At 57.1% G+C, this 19,751-nt stretch carries 12 protein-coding genes and 1 pseudogene; 4 read left to right on the top strand and 9 right to left on the bottom strand.

Annotation, left to right across the window (positions count from 1 at the left end; all coding sequences use genetic code 11):
- The first annotated feature begins 20 nt into the window (after positions 1-20).
- Both HV765_RS03345 and HV765_RS03340 read left to right on the top strand, forming a co-directional pair.
- The gene (locus HV765_RS03345; RefSeq protein ID WP_175168774.1) at positions 21-989 is read left to right on the top strand and encodes a GlxA family transcriptional regulator; all 969 of its coding nucleotides are present in this window, start codon (positions 21-23) and stop codon (positions 987-989) included.
- A 627-nt stretch (positions 990-1,616) separates the two neighbouring features.
- Positions 1,617-2,693 (top strand): site-specific integrase, encoded by a 1,077-nt coding sequence (locus tag HV765_RS03340; RefSeq protein WP_254600423.1) that lies wholly within the window; start codon positions 1,617-1,619, stop codon positions 2,691-2,693.
- A gap of 1,154 nt (positions 2,694-3,847) precedes the next feature.
- Here the strand turns inward: HV765_RS03340 and HV765_RS03335 are convergent.
- The 9 genes and pseudogenes from HV765_RS03335 to HV765_RS03300 form a co-directional block, all read right to left on the bottom strand.
- Positions 3,848-5,182, bottom strand: a pseudogene (locus HV765_RS03335) (IS1182 family transposase); the annotation flags it as partial.
- Positions 5,183-5,198: 16 nt separating this feature from the next.
- A protein-coding gene (locus tag HV765_RS03330) for an IS3 family transposase (protein ID WP_175168773.1) occupies positions 5,199-6,322 on the bottom strand; the annotation gives its coding sequence in 2 pieces (ribosomal slippage) (positions 5,199-6,061 and positions 6,061-6,322; 1,125 coding nt in all).
- 43 nt (positions 6,323-6,365) lie between these two features.
- On the bottom strand, positions 6,366-6,497 hold the full coding sequence (locus HV765_RS32040; RefSeq protein WP_276529724.1) for a hypothetical protein: 132 nt from the start codon (positions 6,495-6,497) through the stop codon (positions 6,366-6,368).
- A 164-nt stretch (positions 6,498-6,661) separates the two neighbouring features.
- On the bottom strand, positions 6,662-7,570 hold the full coding sequence (locus HV765_RS03325) for a GIY-YIG nuclease family protein (protein WP_175168772.1): 909 nt from the start codon (positions 7,568-7,570) through the stop codon (positions 6,662-6,664).
- A 306-nt stretch (positions 7,571-7,876) separates the two neighbouring features.
- On the bottom strand, positions 7,877-10,492 hold the full coding sequence (locus HV765_RS03320; RefSeq protein ID WP_175168771.1) for a GAP1-N1 domain-containing protein: 2,616 nt from the start codon (positions 10,490-10,492) through the stop codon (positions 7,877-7,879).
- Between the two features lie 4 nt (positions 10,493-10,496).
- A complete protein-coding gene (locus HV765_RS03315; RefSeq protein ID WP_175168770.1) occupies positions 10,497-11,342 on the bottom strand; it encodes a TRAFAC clade GTPase domain-containing protein in 846 nt (281 codons plus the stop codon).
- Complete coding sequence (locus HV765_RS03310) at positions 11,339-12,331, bottom strand: TRAFAC clade GTPase domain-containing protein (RefSeq protein ID WP_217483330.1); 993 nt, start codon at positions 12,329-12,331, stop codon at positions 11,339-11,341. Before HV765_RS03310 ends, HV765_RS03315 begins: the two co-directional genes overlap by 4 nt.
- A gap of 53 nt (positions 12,332-12,384) precedes the next feature.
- A complete protein-coding gene (locus tag HV765_RS03305; protein WP_175168768.1) occupies positions 12,385-13,455 on the bottom strand; it encodes a GTPase-associated system all-helical protein GASH in 1,071 nt (356 codons plus the stop codon).
- Positions 13,455-14,816 (bottom strand): metallophosphoesterase, encoded by a 1,362-nt coding sequence (locus HV765_RS03300; protein WP_175168767.1) that lies wholly within the window; start codon positions 14,814-14,816, stop codon positions 13,455-13,457. The genes HV765_RS03305 and HV765_RS03300 overlap by 1 nt, the downstream gene beginning before the upstream one ends.
- 1,920 nt (positions 14,817-16,736) lie before the next feature.
- Between HV765_RS03300 and HV765_RS03295 the strand changes: the two genes are divergently transcribed.
- Both HV765_RS03295 and HV765_RS03290 read left to right on the top strand, forming a co-directional pair.
- Positions 16,737-18,401, top strand: coding sequence for a hypothetical protein (locus tag HV765_RS03295; RefSeq protein ID WP_175168766.1), 1,665 nt, complete (start codon positions 16,737-16,739; stop codon positions 18,399-18,401).
- On the top strand, positions 18,388-19,377 hold the full coding sequence (locus HV765_RS03290; RefSeq protein WP_175168765.1) for an ATP-binding protein: 990 nt from the start codon (positions 18,388-18,390) through the stop codon (positions 19,375-19,377). The genes HV765_RS03295 and HV765_RS03290 overlap by 14 nt, the downstream gene beginning before the upstream one ends.
- The last annotated feature ends 374 nt before the right edge of the window (positions 19,378-19,751 follow it).

Here is a 19,751-nt window from a genome sequence, read left to right as displayed (position 1 = left end):
TCCTATTTGATTCGTCTTCGATGAAAGCTCCCCGAACCCGCTCAGCTCCGCCCCATCGTCTAGTCTGCCTGGCGTTGCCGGGGGTGGTAGCGTTCGATCTGGCGATGGCCTGCGAGGCTTTCCGCTTTGCGAGGCAAGAAGATGGGCAACCCTGCTATCAAGTCGAAGTTTGCGCAGAACAGGATGAGCTGGACGCCGGCCCGTTTTTTTTGCGCATACATCATGATCTGACGATCTTGAAAGCTGCGGATACGATCATCGTGCCGGGCATCCATCAGCCGCAACTGCCGTTGACGTCTCGTGTAGTTCAGCTGCTTCGCAGCTCAGCCGAGAAGGGAGTGCGGATTGCGTCCATTTGCTCAGGGGCATTTGTTCTTGCCGAAGCGGGGCTGCTGGACGGTTTGCGCGCAACGACCCACTGGTTAGCGGCTACGGAACTGCAAAAAAGGTATCCCACTGTCCGGGTTGACGCCAAAGTGCTATTCGTCGACAACGGCTCGATACTGACATCTGCTGGTGCTGCCGCCGGTCTCGATCTATGCCTGCACATGATTCGCCGCGACTTCGGTGCCGCCGTCGCTTCACATGCGGCCCGACTATCCGTTGTGCCGCTTCAGCGTGAAGGCGGGCAAGCGCAGTTTATTCCTCCGACGCACCAGGCAAATGAAAGAAGCCTTCAACCTTTGCTCACATGGGCTATGTCCTGCCTGCACCGGCCGCTCTCGTTGTCTGCGCTCGCGCAACAAGCGCACACCAGCCCCCGAACGCTGCACCGCCGATTCCGCGAAGAATATGGAGAATCGCCCGCGCAATGGTTGATCCGAGCGCGCGTGCAACGCGCGCAAGAGTTATTGGAAAGAAGCAAGCTTTCAGTGGAGCAGATTGTGAGTGAAGTCGGCCTGGGGTCTGCTGCCAATTTTCGATCACAGTTCCAGCGCATCGTAGGAGTCAACCCCAGCCAGTACAGAAAGAACTTTGGAAGCGGTTAACCTAAATCTGGCTGCGCCTGGCAGAAAAAAGTCACTGGACATCATTACGGATTTGGTTTGCCGAGGGCGCTCTCGATGAGTAGCGCGTCCCGCCAAGCGGAAACTGCTTGTTATTTTCGCGACGTTTACGAGGACTGCGCGCGGCTCCACGTGCTTTGCCTGCCTCTCATGTCCAGCGGTGGGCGGGAGCTTTTAGCCGGTGGTTTTCTGAATCTTATTAATCACACGCCTGTGTACTCCACCCCTGACGTTGCAACACAACGATTCACCAATCCGATGCAAACGATCTGCTGCCTAAAGCAGTGTTGCTCCCCAACACCCTGTTTTAGCGGATCGTTGAGCAACTCGAGCATCCGTATCGTTCCGATCAAGGAAAAACGGTAGAGCCCGCAGCCGGAAGACCAGATTTGGTCCTGTTCCGCCATTCCTCGAGTCGTGCCGTTCACAGAGGTCCGACGAGCGCAGGAGGTGCCCCTGTTGTAAAATTGTAAAGCTACCCTAGATAATAGAAGGTTATCTGGGGTAAGTCGGTGTTTGCGTAACGCACACTACAGCATACATATGATTCCGTACGAGCTTTTGACCGCGCACCCAGACGCGTCCGCAAATTCGCAGGGTCGCGAATCCATGCCCGAAGTGTCAATCGCCGGGCTCGCGCCGCCCTCGAGCGCAGGCGCCTCGCGTTCGGCCTCGGTGCAAGCGCTGTTGCGCGAAGGGAGTTCTGACAACACGCTGGCATCGTACCGTTCCGCCCTGAACTACTGGGCAACCTGGTTCGAACTTCGATTTGGCAGATCGATTACGCTGCCGCTTGAGGTGGATTCAGTCATCTGCTTCATCACGGATCACGTGGAGCACGTCACCGATAATGGGTTGCGGTTCGATCTTCCCCCGGACGTCGATGCCGCCCTCGTCAGAAGTGGGGTCAAGCGCAGGCTGGGGCCATTTAAGCTCAGCACCGTGCAGCACCGCATCGCCGTCCTATCGGAGGCGCACGAGTCACAGCGTATGGCCAACCCCTGCCGCACGCGCGAAGTTCAAACGCTTTTGTCCCGAACGCGGGCTGCCTATGCCCGCCGTGGTTCCAGACCTACGCGAAAGGATGCACTGACGCGGGAGCCGTTTGAGGCGCTACTGAGCACCTGCGATGAATCACTAATAGGACTTCGAGATCGCGCCATGCTGCTCTTTGCATGGTCAAGCGGCGGACGTCGGCGATCTGAAGTGGTCGCAGCCACGGTCGAGAACACCCGTCGCACCCCGGACGGCTACGTCTACACCCTCTCCCACTCAAAGACAAACCGTGAGGGCAGCGACCACCCTGACATGTTCAAGCCGATCGTCGGGCGCGCAGCACTGGCGCTTGACGCATGGCTGATGGCGGCAGGCATCGCCGAAGGCGCTTTGTTTCGAAGAGTCCGGCGCGGCGGTGTGGTCGCAGGGCCATTGCGCGCGGACTCTCTGCGTCAGATCGTGCACGATCGGGCGCTCATCGCCCGCTTAGAGGGCGATTTCGCCGCCCACAGCCTACGGTCTGGCTTTGTGACGGAAGCCGCTCGCCAGGGGGTACCTATTCCTGAGGTGATGACCATGACCGGCCACGCCAGCTTGAGAACCGTCACCCTGTACCATCGGGTCGGTCAGGTGACTTCGCGGCGGTCAGCCCGCTTGCTGGATGAGCCGATGCCAGGTGATTCCCCGTAGTCATCTCTGCCCCTGTGCGCCCCGTCCGCTGCGCTCTTTCCAACCCGGGCTCCGGCGGCGGCTGCGGAGGCCAAGCCGCCGGCCCCCCGGGCGTCCGATCCGTGGGCGAGGCGTGAACGCCCGCCAATGTGCCTCGCGCCGCTGGGCTAGGCCCCCGCCCCGCCTTGACCGCCTTCCAAGCGCCGCCGCCAGGAAAGCCCGCCCGCCACGACACAAGCGCTGGGCATGGCGGCCGCACTGAGCGTTGACGCTCACGAGGGCGCGGCCGCCGATGCCGCTGACCTGGTGCCGCTACCCCAAGAGCTTGACGACGGCGCCGCCAGCATAGCCGCAGTGGCGACGATGCACGCCAGATTCAGTCTTTCGACTTAGCCGGAAGTCACCGTTGTACCTAAGCCAAGCTAGGTCTTCCCGAGGATTTACTCCCCATAGGCCTGAATATCATGGAGATCGGCGGCAATGTAACTTCTCATTCCTGAGCAATTCCTAGAGTGGCGCCCTTCGCAAGGCGGAGTACTCCTGCGGGCCAACTCAATAAGGACTCTAGGAAAGACATGACTGATTTTCAGCGCCTTGCTGCGGCCGGGATGCTCGCCTAGGCCGCACAAGGACGTAATGGTGCGGCTGGTGGCGCAGCACACTTGAAGGTGCCTAGCCCACATCACGCGGGTCATAGTGATCAACAAGCCCAAAGCATGTCAGTGCTGATGGACCTTAAAGCTCGGCTTGTCGGAGTCTGTGGATGCGCATCAGCATGGGAGTTCAAACTCCACAGTGATCCTACAACATAGGTTTGCCCGCAAAGTGCAGAAAACGAGCACGTCAACGGCATCGTTGCCACTCGCTTGAGACCATGCAGACCCGGACACCACTTGCAACTCCCCTTTCGCGAGTACAGCTGTCGAAGTTCATCCAACTTGAGATTCGGTTCACTGAAGTTGGCGTTTAACCTCGGCGGAGAGTGGCTCGCGCCGGCCGGCCGCTTCCGACCGAGGCCGTGTGGAAACGCTTTTCGTCCTGACAGCCACAGCGCAATCGCCTGGTCCGCATCACCTTGGGCGGTCTTCACTTCGATTTTTCGAAGCGGGGCTCACTCAAGACCGTTTGGGCGGCCCGGATAGGGCCTGAGGTGCGTTATGGGTCACCTGAAGGGCTCAGCCGCCCAGCGCCAGTATCGCTTTAATCGTTTGCTGGAAGCCTAGGATGCGCATGACCCGCTTGAGGTTATAGGCCAGTACATTCAGGCTCATTTCCGTGCCCACATTGCCCAAGCGACGAGTTAGGAAGTGTGTATAGCCCATCCAATGCTTGAACGTGCCGAACACATGTTCCACCGTGCGCCGCCGCACCTTCATCGCTTCTGGCATTCGGTCTAGACGGCGCTGCGCCGCCTCAAGCACGGCCTCATGTTCCCATCGACTGATGCGCCGATACGCGCTAGGAGTGCATCGCTCCTTCATAGCGCATTGTGGGCAGGCACTACTCCAGTAGCGCCGCAATTGAAGACCATTCTCCTCCCGTGTAAACCGGTGGATGGCGCGCTGGCCCGCAGGGCACTGGTACTCATCGTCCTTCGCGATGTATATGAAGTCCGAACGGTCGAAGCGGCCTTCGGCCTTGGCATTGGAAGTCGTCGGCTTGGGCAAGATCGCATCAATACCTGTCTCTGCACATGCCTTGATCTGAGGCGCGCTGTAGTAGCCGCGATCGGCAATCGCGCGCAGTCGCTTCTTGCCCATCGCCTCCCTCGCGGCTTGTGTCATCGATGCCAAGGAGTCCCTGTCATGTCCTCGGTTCGTCACTTCGTGCGCGACGATCAGATGGTGCTTGGCTTCGACAACGATCTGCACGTTGTAGCCGACCATCCCCGAGCCCCGGCCACTGGTAGCCATCGAGCGGGCGTCCGGGTCAGTCACCGAAAGTTGACCGTCTGGACTATCTTTGAGCCTTTCCTTGACGTCATCCAGCGCGCGCATTTGCTTGCGCAGGCGCTCGATCTTGTCGTTGAGCCGATTGGTCCTAGCCTCGATCTCGACAGGTTGCGTTCGGTCCGCAGTGTCGAGTGCCGCCAGATAGCGGCGGATGCTCTCCTCAATCTGCTGCTGACGTTTTTCTATCTTGGCGGCTGTGAAGTTCTTGTCGCGCGTGTTGACTGCCTTGAATTTGCTTCCATCAACGGCAATCAGGGCTTGGGTGAATAGTTTGAGATCTCGGCATACGGCCACAAACCGCCGGCACACATTGCGAATGCCCGTGCCATTGTCACGGCGGAAATCGGCGATGGTCTTGAAGTCTGGCGCCAGACGGCCGACGAGCCACATCAGTTCGACATTGCGTTGGCACTCTCGCTCGAGTCGACGACTGGACTGGACCCGATTTAAGTAGCCGTAGATGTAGATCTTCAGCAGCACGGCCGGGTGATACGACGGGCGGCCGGTAGCTGCTGGCGCTGCCCTCTCAAATCCCAGCGATTCCAGGTTGAGCTCGTCTGACCTGCCCCCAGACTTAGTACGGCACCGACATAGAGTCCAGGGTTAAAAACCGTTGTTGCCGATGCGCCTGAGCAAACTGCTCCGGCGTTAAGTATCCCAGCGCGCTATGCGGGCGTTCGGTGTTGTACTCGACGCGCCAGTCTTCGATCAAGGATTTGGCTTGGCGCAGCGACAGGAACCAATGCTCATTCAGGCATTCATCGCGGAATTTTCCGTTGAAGCTCTCGATGTATGCATTCTCCACGGGCTTGCCTGGTCTGATGAACGACAGCTTCACGCCGACCTGATAGGCCCAAGCGTCCAAGGCCTTGCCAGCAAACTCCGGGCCGTTGTCCACGGTGATGGATGTGGGCAGCCCACGCAGTTCCGCAAGCCGTTGCAGCACCTGCGCCACCCGCAATCCCGGCAGTGATGTATCGACCTCGATGGCAAGACACTCTCGCGTGTAATCATCGACGATGTTCAAGCACCGGAACCTGCGGCCATAGGCCAGACCGTCGGACACGAAGTCCATCGACCAGCTCTGATTCGGCGCCGTCGCAACGGGACGAACGACCCGTTCTGCGGGAGCGATGCGCTTGCGGCGACGCTTACGAACGCTCAAGCCGGCTTGGCTGTAAAGCCGCCAGACCCGCTTGTGATTCGTCTGCCAGCCTTCACGGCGCAACAGAATATGAATGCGCCGATAACCGTAGCGTCGCTTGAGCGCTGCCATCTCCTTCATGCGCTCGATCAATGCCACATCGCCCGTACGCTTACTTTCATAAGCGAATAGCGACCGGGAAATGCCTACCAGCCCGCAGGCCCGGGTAATACCCATGCCGCGCTCGGTCATCAACGTTCTGGCCGCTTCGCGTTTGGCCTGCGGGCTTGCTACTTTCGGCTCAAAAGGTCCTGAAGCGCAGCCTTGTCTAGCATCGATTCAGCCAACAGCTTCTTGAGCTTGTTGTTCTCTTGCTCCAGCTCCTTCAGTCGCTGGGCGTCCGAGACGGTCATGCCGCCGAACTTCGCCTTCCAGTTGTAGTAGTAGGTAGCCTCCGAGATCCCGTGCTTGCGGCACAGTTCGGCCACCTTGGCCCCTGCCTCCGCCTCCTTCAGCACCCCGATGATCTGTTCTTCCGTAAATCGTTTCTTCATTGCCGTTCCTTTGTGAACGGACTCTACATCGATTTCGTACTAATCACGGGGAGCAGGTCACGTCGACGAATGCGTCGACTATGCGCACCGGATTGTCGTCGGCGATGAAGTCATCCAGGCATTCCGGGATCAACGCTACCTGTTGCCGGTCCTGACCTTCGATGAAGCGGGGCATGTCGACTCCCGGGATCGAGATACCAAACTCTATCTACATCACCGTAGCGGCGTCAAAGAGTTTTCACACAGCCTCGACCCTTAGCGGAGGTTCAGTGAGGCCATACAGGTTCTGGAAAGAAGCGACTGCCATCCGATAGCTCTTGTTCTGCTGTCGACGTTCATTCAACTTGAGATTTGGTTCACTGAAGACATCAAGTTCGTATCCCTAGCGTCTGGCTGCTCGAAGAAGTCGCGTAGCGAAATGTTCAGAAGTGGAATTTCCTCTACCGTTGCGGCTGAGCGCCGAGGCAGTTCTTCAACCCACCGTACCGCTTGTGTCAACAGCGATTGCAAAAGGTCTGGTCGACGTTCTCCGTCTGCGAGTAGTTGAGAGTTAATCTCAAATTGGATGACTTCACCCGAACCGCACCCCTCGCAAAGGTTGATGGCATGGTACTCGCCTCGGAATCCCGAGACGTGATAACTAAACGCGGACCATAGGGCTTGGGAGTCCATCGCCTGGCGCCACCTGCCCCTTACCCTAAAGATAATTTTGCCGTCAATGACGTCCCACTGGTACTGGATCTTGTGCTGCCATCGAATTAAGAGTGCTACCAAGCGATGGAGATACCGAAGCTTGCGCAGCGTGCTGTCCAACGAGCCCAATGCAAGACGTCCTTGTTTGGCAAATCGCTTGTAGGTTCGCAGGTTGCGCGTCATGTTCTGCTCAGGCATTGCAACCACGCGCGGGATACCTTTGGTCAGTTCGTAGTTCCCAGGCTTTTTGCTGCTTATATAAAGCTCAAGGTGCCGGAGCGCAATAGGAAGAGCCTCCACGCGAAAAAGTTCGGTGCGTCCGTCGCCAGCGTTTTCAGCGGCGTCGAACTCGTCTAGGAAGCAGTGCAGCGCGCGCTCCAGCCGAAAGACTAACGACTCCTCTGCTTTTACGCAGTAGGACGCGTCGTAGTCTGGCTCCCCCCACCATCGTTTGAGCGTGGCCAGGCGGGTTAGGATGTCGATGGCTTTGCCTACTTTAACGACGTTTTTTGCTGGGAAAACGAGAAGGTAGAGGTAAGCAACTTGGGCGGGCAAGGTCGTACTCCGTGTACGGATTGAGTCAATATTGCACGACCTACATAGGCATGCATAGATAGTTGGAAATGTCGGTAGCAATCCAAATGTTAGGCGTTGGAGTGCCTGCAGCCGACCCTTTGCTGTCTTTAGGATCTCGACAGTAAACGTCTGCATTTATCCGAATATCAGACAAACCAGGCCATACTCGCTACGCGCGCATCGGTTCTGCGTGCCGCGAGGAATAACTTCGCACAGCCAAATTCTCTTGAGGTTTTCCCTTGGTAGTTAGCGAAGACGTCAGTCCCGCCAAGCCTACTTCGCCTATTATGCCGACCTTATATCGGAGATGGCCGTCTCAACTGCGTCGCGGCACTCCGCTTGCAGATGATCGAGGTCACTCAAAACCCGGCTGAGATACGCATCTCCACGGAGGCTTTTTGAGACACGTTTAAATATCTTCTGGACGTCTCCGCAGCGGCACGACGTAAGCGCAAGATCCCCAGGAGCCCAGACGGGTGACTCAAGAAACGCGGATACGAGCTCGTGACGAGCGGACCTGCATCTGTCCCAACCCATGAACGGCACGAATATCAGAAGGTCAGGAATGCCGTTGGCCTTCGCGCACTCCCGGTATACCGGTGGGAACGCCACAGCAACGAGCGCCGACACAGGGGCCTGCTGCGATCGCATGAGGAGCGGCAAGAGCCGTCCGGATGCAGCTAATGCCGCAGGCCACGCGTAATCGTTAGCATCTGCGAGCAGGTTTGCGGCCGCATCGATAGCAAAATTGTCCACGTCAATCACGTAACGCCCATACAATGCGTGCGCCAGATCGTCCACGGCAGCCACGATCCGTCCTCGCGGAACCGCCGGAGCCAAGTTAAGCGCGACGAGATTGCGGCTCGCTACGGTTGCCGGAACGCCATTCTCAAGTCCGCGACGAATCGCCCATCCGGCATCAAGACCATCGCCCATTGCTCCGAGCAGACGGGAGATCGTCTGCGTCTCGTCCCGCCCGAAATGCGTCGGAAGGCACCGCCAAAGAGCGTCACCGGACAAATCTCTCACCTCACTTGGATCAAGCACAGGAAGTAGGTCGAGAAGCAGATTCAGATAGGCGTCTAGAGACAAACCGCCATGGGAGAGCATGCGGCGTCTCACGCCGATTGCGTTTGCCGGCAGCGCGGCGATCACGCGGCCACGCAGGTCGACATCGGCGAAAATCGCAGCGAATTCCTCCGGCGAGGCCGACGTCAGCACCGAAACCAGCCACACACGAACGAGACCATCGGGAACTCGGCTCTCGCCAAGGAGCCACGACACATCCGCGGGCGACGCTGTCAGCGTCGCGAAGAGTGTTCGATCCCGGCCATCGTGCGGCGACAGCCCTAGCAACAACCCGCGCAACAGCCCGATGCCGTTCAGCTCATGTGCCCGACTGACGATCAGATCGACTAACCCCGGTATGGCTAAACCTGTCGCTACGTCCAGATGACGGACCTCGGCCATAAGATCGTCAGTGTCGAGCGTCCTGATCAAGGAGGCTGCGAGCGGGAGCTGTCGCTCCTTGATCAGCAGCGGCAGAAGCCGCTCCCGAACCTCGGAGAGCAGATGCGGTTGGAGATCCGGTACGATTGCCTGCGCGCGATCCAGCAGACGCGGATCTTCAGCCGTCCGCCGCGCCACATCGTCGCTCACAGCCAATATGCGGCCGAGCACATCCGGGGACGCCAACAGCAATGCGCTTGAAATCGCTTCGTCTGTCGCGCGCGCCATGCCGCTCGCAATGGCTGGAATGAGATTCGACCGGATTTCCTCAGCGACGGGCTGCGAGAGAAACGCGATGGCGCCCTGTGGCGAAGAAATTGAAAGACGCTCCGCGGCGTCATGAAGTGCCAGTTGTCCATCGTGAAGGTCGAGCCCGCGTATCTTGCGGGCTATCGCCGTGACGAATTCCCATGCCTGGTCTGGAGAAATGCCCGCGATCGCCGTCCGTAACGCTATCGCGATCGCGTCGTCAAGCACCTCCAGCGTGTCCGAATTCGAGACCCCGCGGGAATTGGCGATGTCGATCAGTCCGAGGACGGCCGCAGGCGTCGTACGGACTTTGCCAATCAGTTCGTGCCACAGGAGCGAAATTCGCAGCAAAGAGGGGTTCTTCGCGTCGCGGGATTCAGCCGACTTCGCTTCGCTATCAGACAGCAGACGAGGCAGAGGTGCCACGAAGACGCGTTCTACAATGTCACTGGTCCACCGATGCCGTGCAACGTTGTCAGCGGTTCCATCGATCCGACGCCCTGACCAGTCGGCGAACTTCGAACGGGCGTCCTTCGGCGCAAACACGAGGTCAAACTGTCGCCCCTCAATGCTGCGCGGAGAGCGGGCAAATGTCGAGAAAGCGAACTCCCGCCGGAAGGCGGCCCACACTGCCGTTATAAGCCTCGTTGCGACAAGGTCGGGCTCGGGCGCGCCAAAAACTACGACTGGTTTTGACTCCTCCAGGAAGAGCGCCTCGAGTAACTCGCCACCTCGAAATTCCGGAACCGCCGCGATCGGCCGGACCTTCTCCGAGAACGACAATCTGCAGGAAGCGGCCTCCCTGGCTTGCGGGAAACTAAACGGGTCAAGCAAATCCAGGAACGGAGTAAGACTGATCGCCGTAGCCCAGTCTGAGGTGGGAATGACGAGGCTAAGCGTCCGCACGCAGCCAGCGCGTGCTACCGTCAGATCCTGCCACGTTCGGGCGAGGATGTAGCGATCGCCGCTCGGTAGCGGGTAACCTGATAGATATGGCTTGAACCTTTCATTGGGGCGCAGTGGGCCGGCGACATCCGACAGCCTGTCAATCAGCGACTGGTCCCCCTTGGGGAGGTCGACCGAAGAAGACAGGAGCTGATGGCCCCGCAGGTAGCCATGTATTTGAGTGTCGACGACGATCACGTTATCAAAGCCCGATCGCCCAGGCGACCGGCTTCGTTAAGTCGGGATCTTTCGTCCACGTCCCAGTCTCGGTCGCGCGGATCGCTACCCATCCATGTCCGTCGATGCCCTTCTCTAAAAAGTTCTTCTTGAAACTCGGCTCGTCCAGATTACCTCCCACCACGCTGAGACCGAAGACTTGCACGTCGAGTGTCGACACATCGTCGAGTCGGCCGGCGAGCATCGGGTACTCCTCTTCGAGATAGCACATCGGCCCTCTCTCGAACACATCGGCACCGACAAGATCCCATGCAGAAACCACGACCGCCAGGCGCGGCTTTGCGCCGTCCGGGCGCCGCGCGAGTGTTAACTCGAGGAACCGGATCAACTCGCATAGCATCACCTGAGTCGGAGCGCCCTTGTCATCGGCTACCTTCAACTTGGACAGATACTTCTTGGCTGTGATCCAATCGAGGGGCTGGACGTTCTGATCCGAGCCCTCGCGCAGAAAGAGCAGCGCGCCGGACCCTGCACGCATGTCTTCAATCAGATCGGGGGATACATCAAGGTCGGTGACGGCGCGCCACCATAATTCACCCGATACGTCAGGGACCACAATCTTCGCCTGTTTCCCGTTTGAGCGGGATCCAACGGTCACCTCGAAGTCTCGCCGGTCCTCTGTTTGCTCGGACCGATGGATGAACTGCCCTTGGAAGAGGTGTTCGGCGGCCTCTAGAACGAAATCAATGTCGGTCGGCTGAACCGCCTCGACCAGTTCGCCCTTCTTCTCTCGCAGAGCAGTCCACAAACGCGCGATATAGTTCGATTTCCCGGAATCCGGGCCGCCCAAAACGACAACCGAAGCGCTCATCGATCTCTCCGATAGCCAAGATACGCCCGCGCTCCTGCCATAGGCGTAGTCGACGTCCAGAACTCGACTTTCGCAGGCGCGACGCCGATGGAAGCGTCAAGGAGCGCTTCAATCCCAAATCCCGACTTGCAGGTCTCGTCGTCATCCGCCACTGGAGCGACTTCCACGATCTCGGCCGAAAGGGCGCGCTTCCCGATCTCCGCCTCCAGGCGGTCGCGGATGCTCCGATCCAAAAGGCCCTTGTCTCCGTAAGTGACGACGACAAGCACTTTTGGCGGACACTCTTTGGTCATTTCCTCGAGCCGTCCGAGTAGCTCGCCGAGCCTTGTGATTGCGCCTTGCCTGGTTGTCAGCTCGCGGAGAGCCTTGCCATCGACGACAAGCCACATCGCCTCTGCTGACTTCATGAACTCCAGCCGGTCGCTCCGCGAAGACTTGATCAACGCCTCGGTCCATTCGCCCGGAAGATCTGGCAAGGTGATGTCGACTCGCTTGCCATCTGACTTCCGCTTTAACCGCAGATGCAGCAAGCCGGGCTGGCGATCGTCGGCCATTTCAGTGTGCAAGGTGATCTGATCGGGAGGCTGGCCGTCGTTCCAGACACGCGCCGCGCGTGCGATATCCTCGAACCCCGTTAGGCTGGCGCTATCGGCAAAGGTCCACCCTTTCAGGAGACCATTTGAAACAAGCAGGTACAGACTTACAAGGCACGCGGTCTTGCCCGAGTTTGACTCGCCCAGGATGCCGATGCCAGTCACATAGCGCGACCGCATCAGGCGGTTAACCACGTCGAGACCGAGGGTCGTGCTGGAGGGAAATGCAGGGGCGTGTTCCGTCGACTCAAGGACGGGGGCACCGATATTCTGGTTCTGCTCCTCGTCCTCATCAGCGCCGCCGACCTTCGACGCGTCCCCAAAAGAGCTAGGTGACGCGCCCACCGAAGAACCAACATTTACCCTGTTCTCGCAGGTGGCTGGGTCCCTTTCCATTGCGCACTTGCCGGTTTCATCGACTGTGCAGCCTTCGATTTTGCACGTTCCGGTCACAGTTTTGCGGCTCCCGCGCCAAAGTACCTAACCATTCCCGCCTCAAGCAGCGCGCGGGCTCCCCACTCCGAGGCTCGACGCTTGACCGCGTGTTCCGGACCGTCGGACCGCCCAGTCACCAGCGCATTCAGCAAGGGGAAAATTGTTGGCCATTCCGTCGCCAATCCATCGACGTATTGGGCGCTGATTTTCTCGCGCTCTGCTCCGATCGTGGTCAGCAACTTCTTCAAATCCAGTTCTGGATCCTTGTCGAGAGTTTTGAGCACGATGTCGCGATGTACCTCGCACGGAAGTCGGCGCAGATGGGACGCACCTTCGATCCCCGCCGCTACCAAGCGGACAGGCTCCGCCAGCGACGCCAGCTGCTTGCCTAGTAGACGACTGTGGTTGAGCTGCGCCCACCATAGAAAGTCCAACTCCTCGCGGTCGAGCGCGGCATTGCGCCTAAGGGCCGTGATCGTCGCGAGGGTGGCCTTCGCGAAATTCGACGACGCTGTGGCCATTGCCTCGGAGTCAACTTCGGTCTCGCCCTCTTCCTTCTCTGGAGCGGCGAGCGTGATCACAAGTGCTGCAAAATCATCCACCTGCGAACGGGCGCGGCTAGCATCGGCCGCAAGGGCGACATACTCTCCCGCCGCCTTGAGCACCTCCGACCGAAGCATCTCCCGCTTCGTTTCGGCGAGCGGTTGCTGATACGACAGAGCGGACCAGACCGCCGCGCACAGTATTTCGGCCGTCATCCATTCGTTCGTCGCACGTGGTTTCTCTTTCGCAATCCCGAGGAACGCCATCCCACCCACGATGCCGACTTCGAATGGCGATTCCTCATAGAGGAACGCGGAGGCGTGCGCCTGCACCGCCATCTGTACCTCTGCACCGAACGTGGCAGACGGCACCTCGCCGTGCAGAGCCTGCGCAATGCCGGCGGCGGTGGCAAGCGATTGCCCGATTTTCTTACCCTTCCTCCACTCCCCGGAAATATCTTTGATGGCCAACCGGCGAGTGTCGACATCGTCGTTCGACACCGGCGTGCCGGTGATCCGCATGTGAGCCGCCAGATTCTCCATCAAGTCTCCTTTTTCGTCCGTTCTTCCATATACTCATTCATCAACCGCTCAACGTCAGAGAGCTTTCCCTCTCTCGCCAGCCATTCCAACAGCTTTCGCTGTAGGCCGCGATTCATCCTCTCGTCGGAGTCATGCGGAACGGCGTCCAGCGTGATCAGGATGCGCAAGCGCTCGCCCTCCAGCAGATCCCTGAAGAAGCGCAGCTCGATCGGTCCGTAACCTTCTACCGTGGGTGGCATCTCGGCGACCTCCCCTTCATCGACCTCTGCAGGGACCAACTCTACCAAAGGCGGTGACGCAATGCCGGTCGCCGCACCTCCCGCTGCCGCCTTGGCCTCTTCCTCAACAACCGGTGGCCGAGGAGCGAGCTTGAAATTCGGACAGCGAACTTTGTACTGCGGCTGTGCGCCGCCGAGACGCTTGTTGTCTGCCACGAAACATGTTCCCTTCGGATCCCAAGCCCGCGGATGCATCGTGACGATTAAATCGTCGTCGTCAGGGTCCCACTCGAACTCGATCACATTGTAAGTGAAAGTGTAGACCTCGTTCGACTTGAAGGGCACGGTCGCACCTGCCGCCAGCATCATCAGGTCGGCGTCCTCGCCGACCTGCTTCACGGTGACGTTGGGATGGTGCTCGTGCCCTGTAATGAGCACCCGCGCTCGGCTGTCCATATACGTCTTTACATCGCCGCTGTCCTTATACCAGTTCAACGGATGGTGGATCAGCACGATGTTCTCGACCCCGTCGTCACGATCGATGATGAACTGTCGCTCGCCGAGTACAAGCTCGGGCTCGTCGTCTCTCTCTTTTCCGGTACAGAGAAGCGAGGAATTCATACGGATGAAGCGAATCGACCGTCCCGGCGCCAACGTGATCTGCAGATTCGTCGCGGCCTTTGCCTCGCCATTCAGCTCGCACCGATAGCCCCAGCAAAAACGCTCATAATCCTCAAACCGAGCAAACAATGCTGCGCGGTCCGTGGAATTGTTCATCACCTCCTCGTAATCCGCTGGGCCGCCGGCCCGGATCAGGTCGAGCAAGTGTTGCGCGCTTCGAGATGTCTTGTTGCGATCGAGATCGTGATTGCCAGGCACCATCTGCACCTGGTTTTGCGGGCAGCCGACTGCCGCCGCCAGCGCGTCGAGCCATTCACCCGCCACTTTGAATTGCTCTTCCACTCCCGAATATGCGATGTCGCCCGTGACCAGGATCGCTGCTGCGTTGGCCTTCAGGTGGTCCTTCACGACGCGCTTCGCGTCTACGATCAACTGCTTCTTCACATCGTTGTGGATGTGGACTCGTTGGTCCTTTTCCTGACCAAAGTGGATGTCAGAAATGTGAACGAAAATCGCTGACATGGACCCGGCGCTCACGATGATCGCAGCCTAGGAAAACAGATTGTGTTTAGCGGAATCATAGTTGTCACCTCGCGCGAAATTGAAACCGAAGATTACTGTATTTACGTATGAGAATTCCAGGCCATGTCCGATTTACGGTTTCAGGCGGTCATTCGGAATGTAATCATGAGCGCCCGCTACTGGTCGACGGCGGTCGTTCGTCAACCGTGTCTAGCTCACCGCCGTTGTCGTGTGGGCGAGGAGGACCGGGATTGAAGGCCTCGCGATGTGATGGAATCACTCAGCATCCAAGTTCAATGAACTTTCTGGGGAAGAATGCCATGTTCAATGAACCATTGTGCCCAAAGTGAACGAACAAAATTTCACTGAGTCTCTGATCGAAAAGGCGTCGAGTTTCCACCTTCAATGAACTTCGACAACAGCTACAGACGTAGCCGCGGGGGAACGCGCATTCTTATCCGGTTCGTCGCTCCGAAGCCGCATTGTGGCAAACAGACGCCGACAGGACGCCCCACCTAGCCGCTCGGGCAGTGGCTACAAGAATACAAATATAAGTCCACTTCTAGTACTCGAGACGCGCCCGCTGCACCCTCGGGGGCGAATGACAAGCCTGGCTAAATCGTGTCCTGCTGCGCTCTTTGATCGAGCCTCGTGCGTTTTTGCAACGCCTGAACTCCGCAACGGCCCCCCTTGCAAGGTGCCGCTCATAGGGGCGAACTCCGCAGCGGTAGCACAGGGAAAAACCCTAATTCTCAACCTCGTCGACAAAGCGCAATTTTCCGAACTGTACAGACGTAATCGCATGCATTGGCACCACAGTTCGGCATCCAGACCCGACTCGGAGGGCAACAATGGGAACAGGCGAACAGAGTCGTCCCGGCACTAGCCGCCGCGTCAATCTGGCGCGGGCGCACAACAAGTCTGGCAATCCTGCGGCCACACTGTGGTACGTGTACAGCGGTCACTCCGCTTCGGATTGGGTTCTCGAAGGCCAGCTCGAATGGGCAAACTATCTGTGGCTCGAGGCCACGCCTCGAGTTAGCGCGGTGAACTATGCACCGGCGCACAGCGTACCGCGATCAGTGTCAAAGCTTGTTGTGAGCACAGCACTATTCGCAGATGGAATGACCGAATGGCATGCCGTTTTCGACGATACAGCAACGGCCCACTTTACCGAAGCCGCCGAACACGACATTAGGCTCGCCTCTTTAAAGCTCGCCGCCAAAGCAGCCACTGCGGCGGGCGCGCGACTCGTTTGCAGGACGAAATCCGACATACAAGCTAGATCGCTACTACTTGGGAACTGGGCCCGCGCAATAAGTTGGATCGCGGCCTGCCGTGACCATCCCCTGGACCCTTCGATGGTTGAAGTGGCTTCAGTCATGCGCGCCTGCCGCACCGCCACACTGGAAACGCTGACCAACGAATTAGGTCATTTAGAGATTCCTAAACTCTACGCGGCCATATTCCGGCTCATTCAAATAGGCCGACTAGAGGCAGATCTAGATTTAGAGCCCTTGTCTAGACGTACCTTGCTACGTGAAAGGCAATCAGATGCCCCGCCGCACTCTCTTAACACCTAGCACCGTAGCTCAACATTTGCTGGACTTTCGTCTATGGTGCGGCGTGGACGCTGACGCCCTCCCCCCTGAATCTCGACGCCTTTACCTACTTCGAAAGGCGGGTATTGAGACATATTGCCGGACCAACAGCATCAAGCTTGCAGCGAAGGCCGCCAACACGACGCCGACGGAGATTCATCGACTCTTCGAACGCTGCTTAAGTACCTATGTAGATGGGCGTTTAGCGGGATGGAGAGCACTGATCCCTCATCTTCGCTTACGTCAATATGTTCGGAAGAACACTAAGCTCCGCTCGGACTCTGAACGGGTCGGATTCGCAGGCCTATTCAGCCTGCTGATGAGCAGCTATCCATCATTGCGAGCAAGAATCGACGACGAAATACTGCACATCCCAAACGAACACAAGCAACGGTTCCAGACCAAAATTACGATAAAAGCGCTGACAAAAATTCTAGTAGAGGAATGCAGAAAACTCGGAATTCCTGAGACGGAATACCCCTTAAATACACTGTCTTGCGGTAGAAAGGCTCTCGCAAAATATGTCAAGACGCTCATCCAGTCCAATCCCGCACGGGGAATACGCGCTCGGTATGGAGTGGCAGCCGCAAATCGTTTGAAACTTGGTACGGGCGTGGAGTCCCTCTGGGTCACCACATCAACCCAGCCATTCGACTTTGTTTCTCTCGATGCTCATCGAATCGACTGCATTGGGTGCGTACAAATTGAATCCCCGACTGGGCCCTTATATATAGCGGTGAGCAGAATATGGATCGTAGTGGTGTTCGAACAGTTTCTCCGAGCCGCCCTTGGCTACGCAGTCAGTTTTGAAGACGAAGTATCTGCGCGGACCGTGGAAAGGGCACTCAAGATGAGCGTGTCAAAATGGGAACCAGTGCGCTTGCCGGAACGAGTGCCGCCCCACACGATAGATAGTGGATTTCCGTCCGCCATATTCCCCCAACTGGTAGATACGTTTGGCTCGGTGCTATCCGTCGACAACGCTTTGGCGCACCTAAGCAAGCGAATCGCAGAAAAGGCGCGTCGCCGTCTGGGATGCCATCTCGTCTGGGCGCCTTCCGGCGGTTGGTACCAAAATGCAGAACTAGAACGCTTCTTTGGAACACTTGAGCAATTCGGATTTCAGGTCCTCCCGAGCACGACCGGCTCAAATCCTTCAGACATCAGAAAAACAGATCCCGTCCATAACGCCATTAGGGACCGAATCACGGTGGACGAACTAGAGGCCCTAACCGATGTATTCATTGCTCACTACAACATCCTGAAGCACGATGCTCTGGGTGGTCGCTCACCCCTTGATGCCCTTAAAGACTATATAGAGTCTACCGACGCGCCACTGTTCATTCGACCTCTCCCATTGCCGACCGGGCAGAGTCCGAATCTAGGAGTAAACATTGAGCCTGGGACGATACGGGGAAATATAGCGCGTGGGGTACGTCCATATGTGCAACTGGGTGGAGAAAGGTACACGAGTCCAGAGCTTGCGAACAACTTTAAAGCGATTGGAACCGATGTCCGCATTCATTACGCTGACGATGAGGATTTTCGCAACATTCAGATATTTACTTTATCCGGCCTGCCAATGGGGACACTAACGGTGCAAGGACATTGGCGAAGATTGAAGCACACTAAACGTGCGCGGGATCTAATGAATAAAGGCAAAGAAATTGGTAGAACCCAAAATTTAAGACTACAAAACCCGGCCGAACTTTTCACGCGAAATCTTGAGAGAAAAGCGTTGTTGGATGCCCGATATCGGCCAGAACAGATTTCGGAAGCAGCCACCGCATTTCATAGACTGCAGCGAGAAATTGGAGACACGGTACGTGACCTTCCCCCCGAGTCTAAACCGAATTTACTGGTGACTCAAAGTATCCATCCACAAGTTGTAGACAGATCCGGTCCAGACCTCATAAGTTCATTGCCTGACGAGCTTCGAAGGATAATACCCCGACCAAAATGGAACACAAATGGAAGAAAATGACCGTGATCGCTTTCTGAATCCAGGGCCAGACAGGGACAAGGCCTTGCTTGGTCATCCTATCCTTACAGGCAATGGACAAATCCCAACCGCGCCAATCCGAGCGGCGTATGAAGACGTAGTTGATGCCCTGGTTCAAAGAAAACCTGGCATGTGCTACCACGGCGATTTTAGAGTGGGCAAATCTTGCGCTATATCACTCTTAACCAAGATCCTTCCGCAGTCTTTTCCCAAACTGCCTATTCGAACCATAGTCGCAAAAAATCACGAAAAATCGACCGAAAAGGCTCTTTTCAGCGACCTTCTTTTCGATCTAATGCATGCTGTTCACGAGAAAGGCACGGCGCCCGAAAAGAGAATAAGACTCTTGAATCATCTCGGGGCTCTGTCCCAAGACGCTGGATCAGGACAACTCCTTCTATTTATTGATGAGGCCCAAAACTATTGGATGTCTGACCTGACCAGATTGCGTGACATAGTAAATGATATGGAGCGGAGAGACATTTACTTAACGATAGTCTTCTTCGGCGACCAACACCTCTGCAACATGAAATCAGCACTTTTAAGCGCCGGACGTCGCGACATAGTTGGCAGATTTTTTCTTCAGACAAAAGAATTCAGCGCCCTGTGTACCGCCGACGAAGCTGAAGATGTGCTGAGCGCGTACGATGATCACTCTATCGCTTCCTTTCCGATGTCCACAGACATCAGTTACTCTGAGTTTTTCCAAGCAAAAGCGTTTTCCGGGGGGTGGCGCCTAAGGGAAGAAGCTCGATACTGCTGGAACTCATTTGCAGATATCGCCCGCTGCAGGCCAGATGAGCTGAAGGTTGGCATGCAATGGCTGACCGCAGCTATCCGACATTTTCTTTTCAGATGGAACCCCAAGGAAATAACAAATGCTGCCGGACACGAGGAGCTATGGCGAGTAGCGGTCATGCACTCAGGCTTCGATGATGCATTTGGTTTGGGCAGATAGGGCTATCTTTGCCTCAAAACGAAATGGACGCTACGGCAAAACAAGTACTTTCATGGGCGCAGGGATGGCATCGTCCGTTTGAAAGTCATGTAAGCCTAGCATGGCGCTTACGAATGGAAAACGTGCTGAGCCCGGCGGAACTGAAGAATATGCTTCCTAAGGCGAAGAAGAAAAAATTTCCGACTTACGAAGGGTTCCTATTCGAGATACGTTCCATTGAGGGACTACTCGGAATCCGAGGGAAAATATATAGCCCAGTATCGGAGGGCGACATATTTCAGCGTGACAATGACGCATTCTTATGTCAAAAGCACCTTAGAGTCTGCCCAATGTGCATGGAACGAGGTTATCACTCCGTGTTGCATCAGATCATG

Origin of the sequence: Achromobacter kerstersii (assembly GCF_902859595.1) — a bacterium.
Taxonomy (GTDB): domain Bacteria; phylum Pseudomonadota; class Gammaproteobacteria; order Burkholderiales; family Burkholderiaceae_B; genus Achromobacter; species Achromobacter kerstersii.
This window is presented reverse-complemented; position numbering and strand designations above follow the sequence as displayed.

Excerpts from the sequence above, each read along its gene's own strand:
- HV765_RS03295 (WP_175168766.1), top strand. The coding sequence starts at position 16,737 with ATGAGCAGCTATCCATCATTGCGAGCAAGAATCGACGACGAAATACTG.
- HV765_RS03290 (WP_175168765.1), top strand. The coding sequence starts at position 18,388 with ATGGAAGAAAATGACCGTGATCGCTTTCTGAATCCAGGGCCAGACAGG.
- HV765_RS03300 (WP_175168767.1), bottom strand. The coding sequence starts at position 14,816 with ATGTCAGCGATTTTCGTTCACATTTCTGACATCCACTTTGGTCAGGAA.
- HV765_RS03345 (WP_175168774.1), top strand. The coding sequence starts at position 21 with ATGAAAGCTCCCCGAACCCGCTCAGCTCCGCCCCATCGTCTAGTCTGC.
- HV765_RS03310 (WP_217483330.1), bottom strand. The coding sequence starts at position 12,331 with ATGGAAAGGGACCCAGCCACCTGCGAGAACAGGGTAAATGTTGGTTCT.
- HV765_RS03305 (WP_175168768.1), bottom strand. The coding sequence starts at position 13,455 with ATGGAGAATCTGGCGGCTCACATGCGGATCACCGGCACGCCGGTGTCG.
- HV765_RS03315 (WP_175168770.1), bottom strand. The coding sequence starts at position 11,342 with ATGAGCGCTTCGGTTGTCGTTTTGGGCGGCCCGGATTCCGGGAAATCG.
- HV765_RS32040 (WP_276529724.1), bottom strand. The coding sequence starts at position 6,497 with ATGCCCCGCTTCATCGAAGGTCAGGACCGGCAACAGGTAGCGTTGATC.
- HV765_RS03340 (WP_254600423.1), top strand. The coding sequence starts at position 1,617 with ATGCCCGAAGTGTCAATCGCCGGGCTCGCGCCGCCCTCGAGCGCAGGC.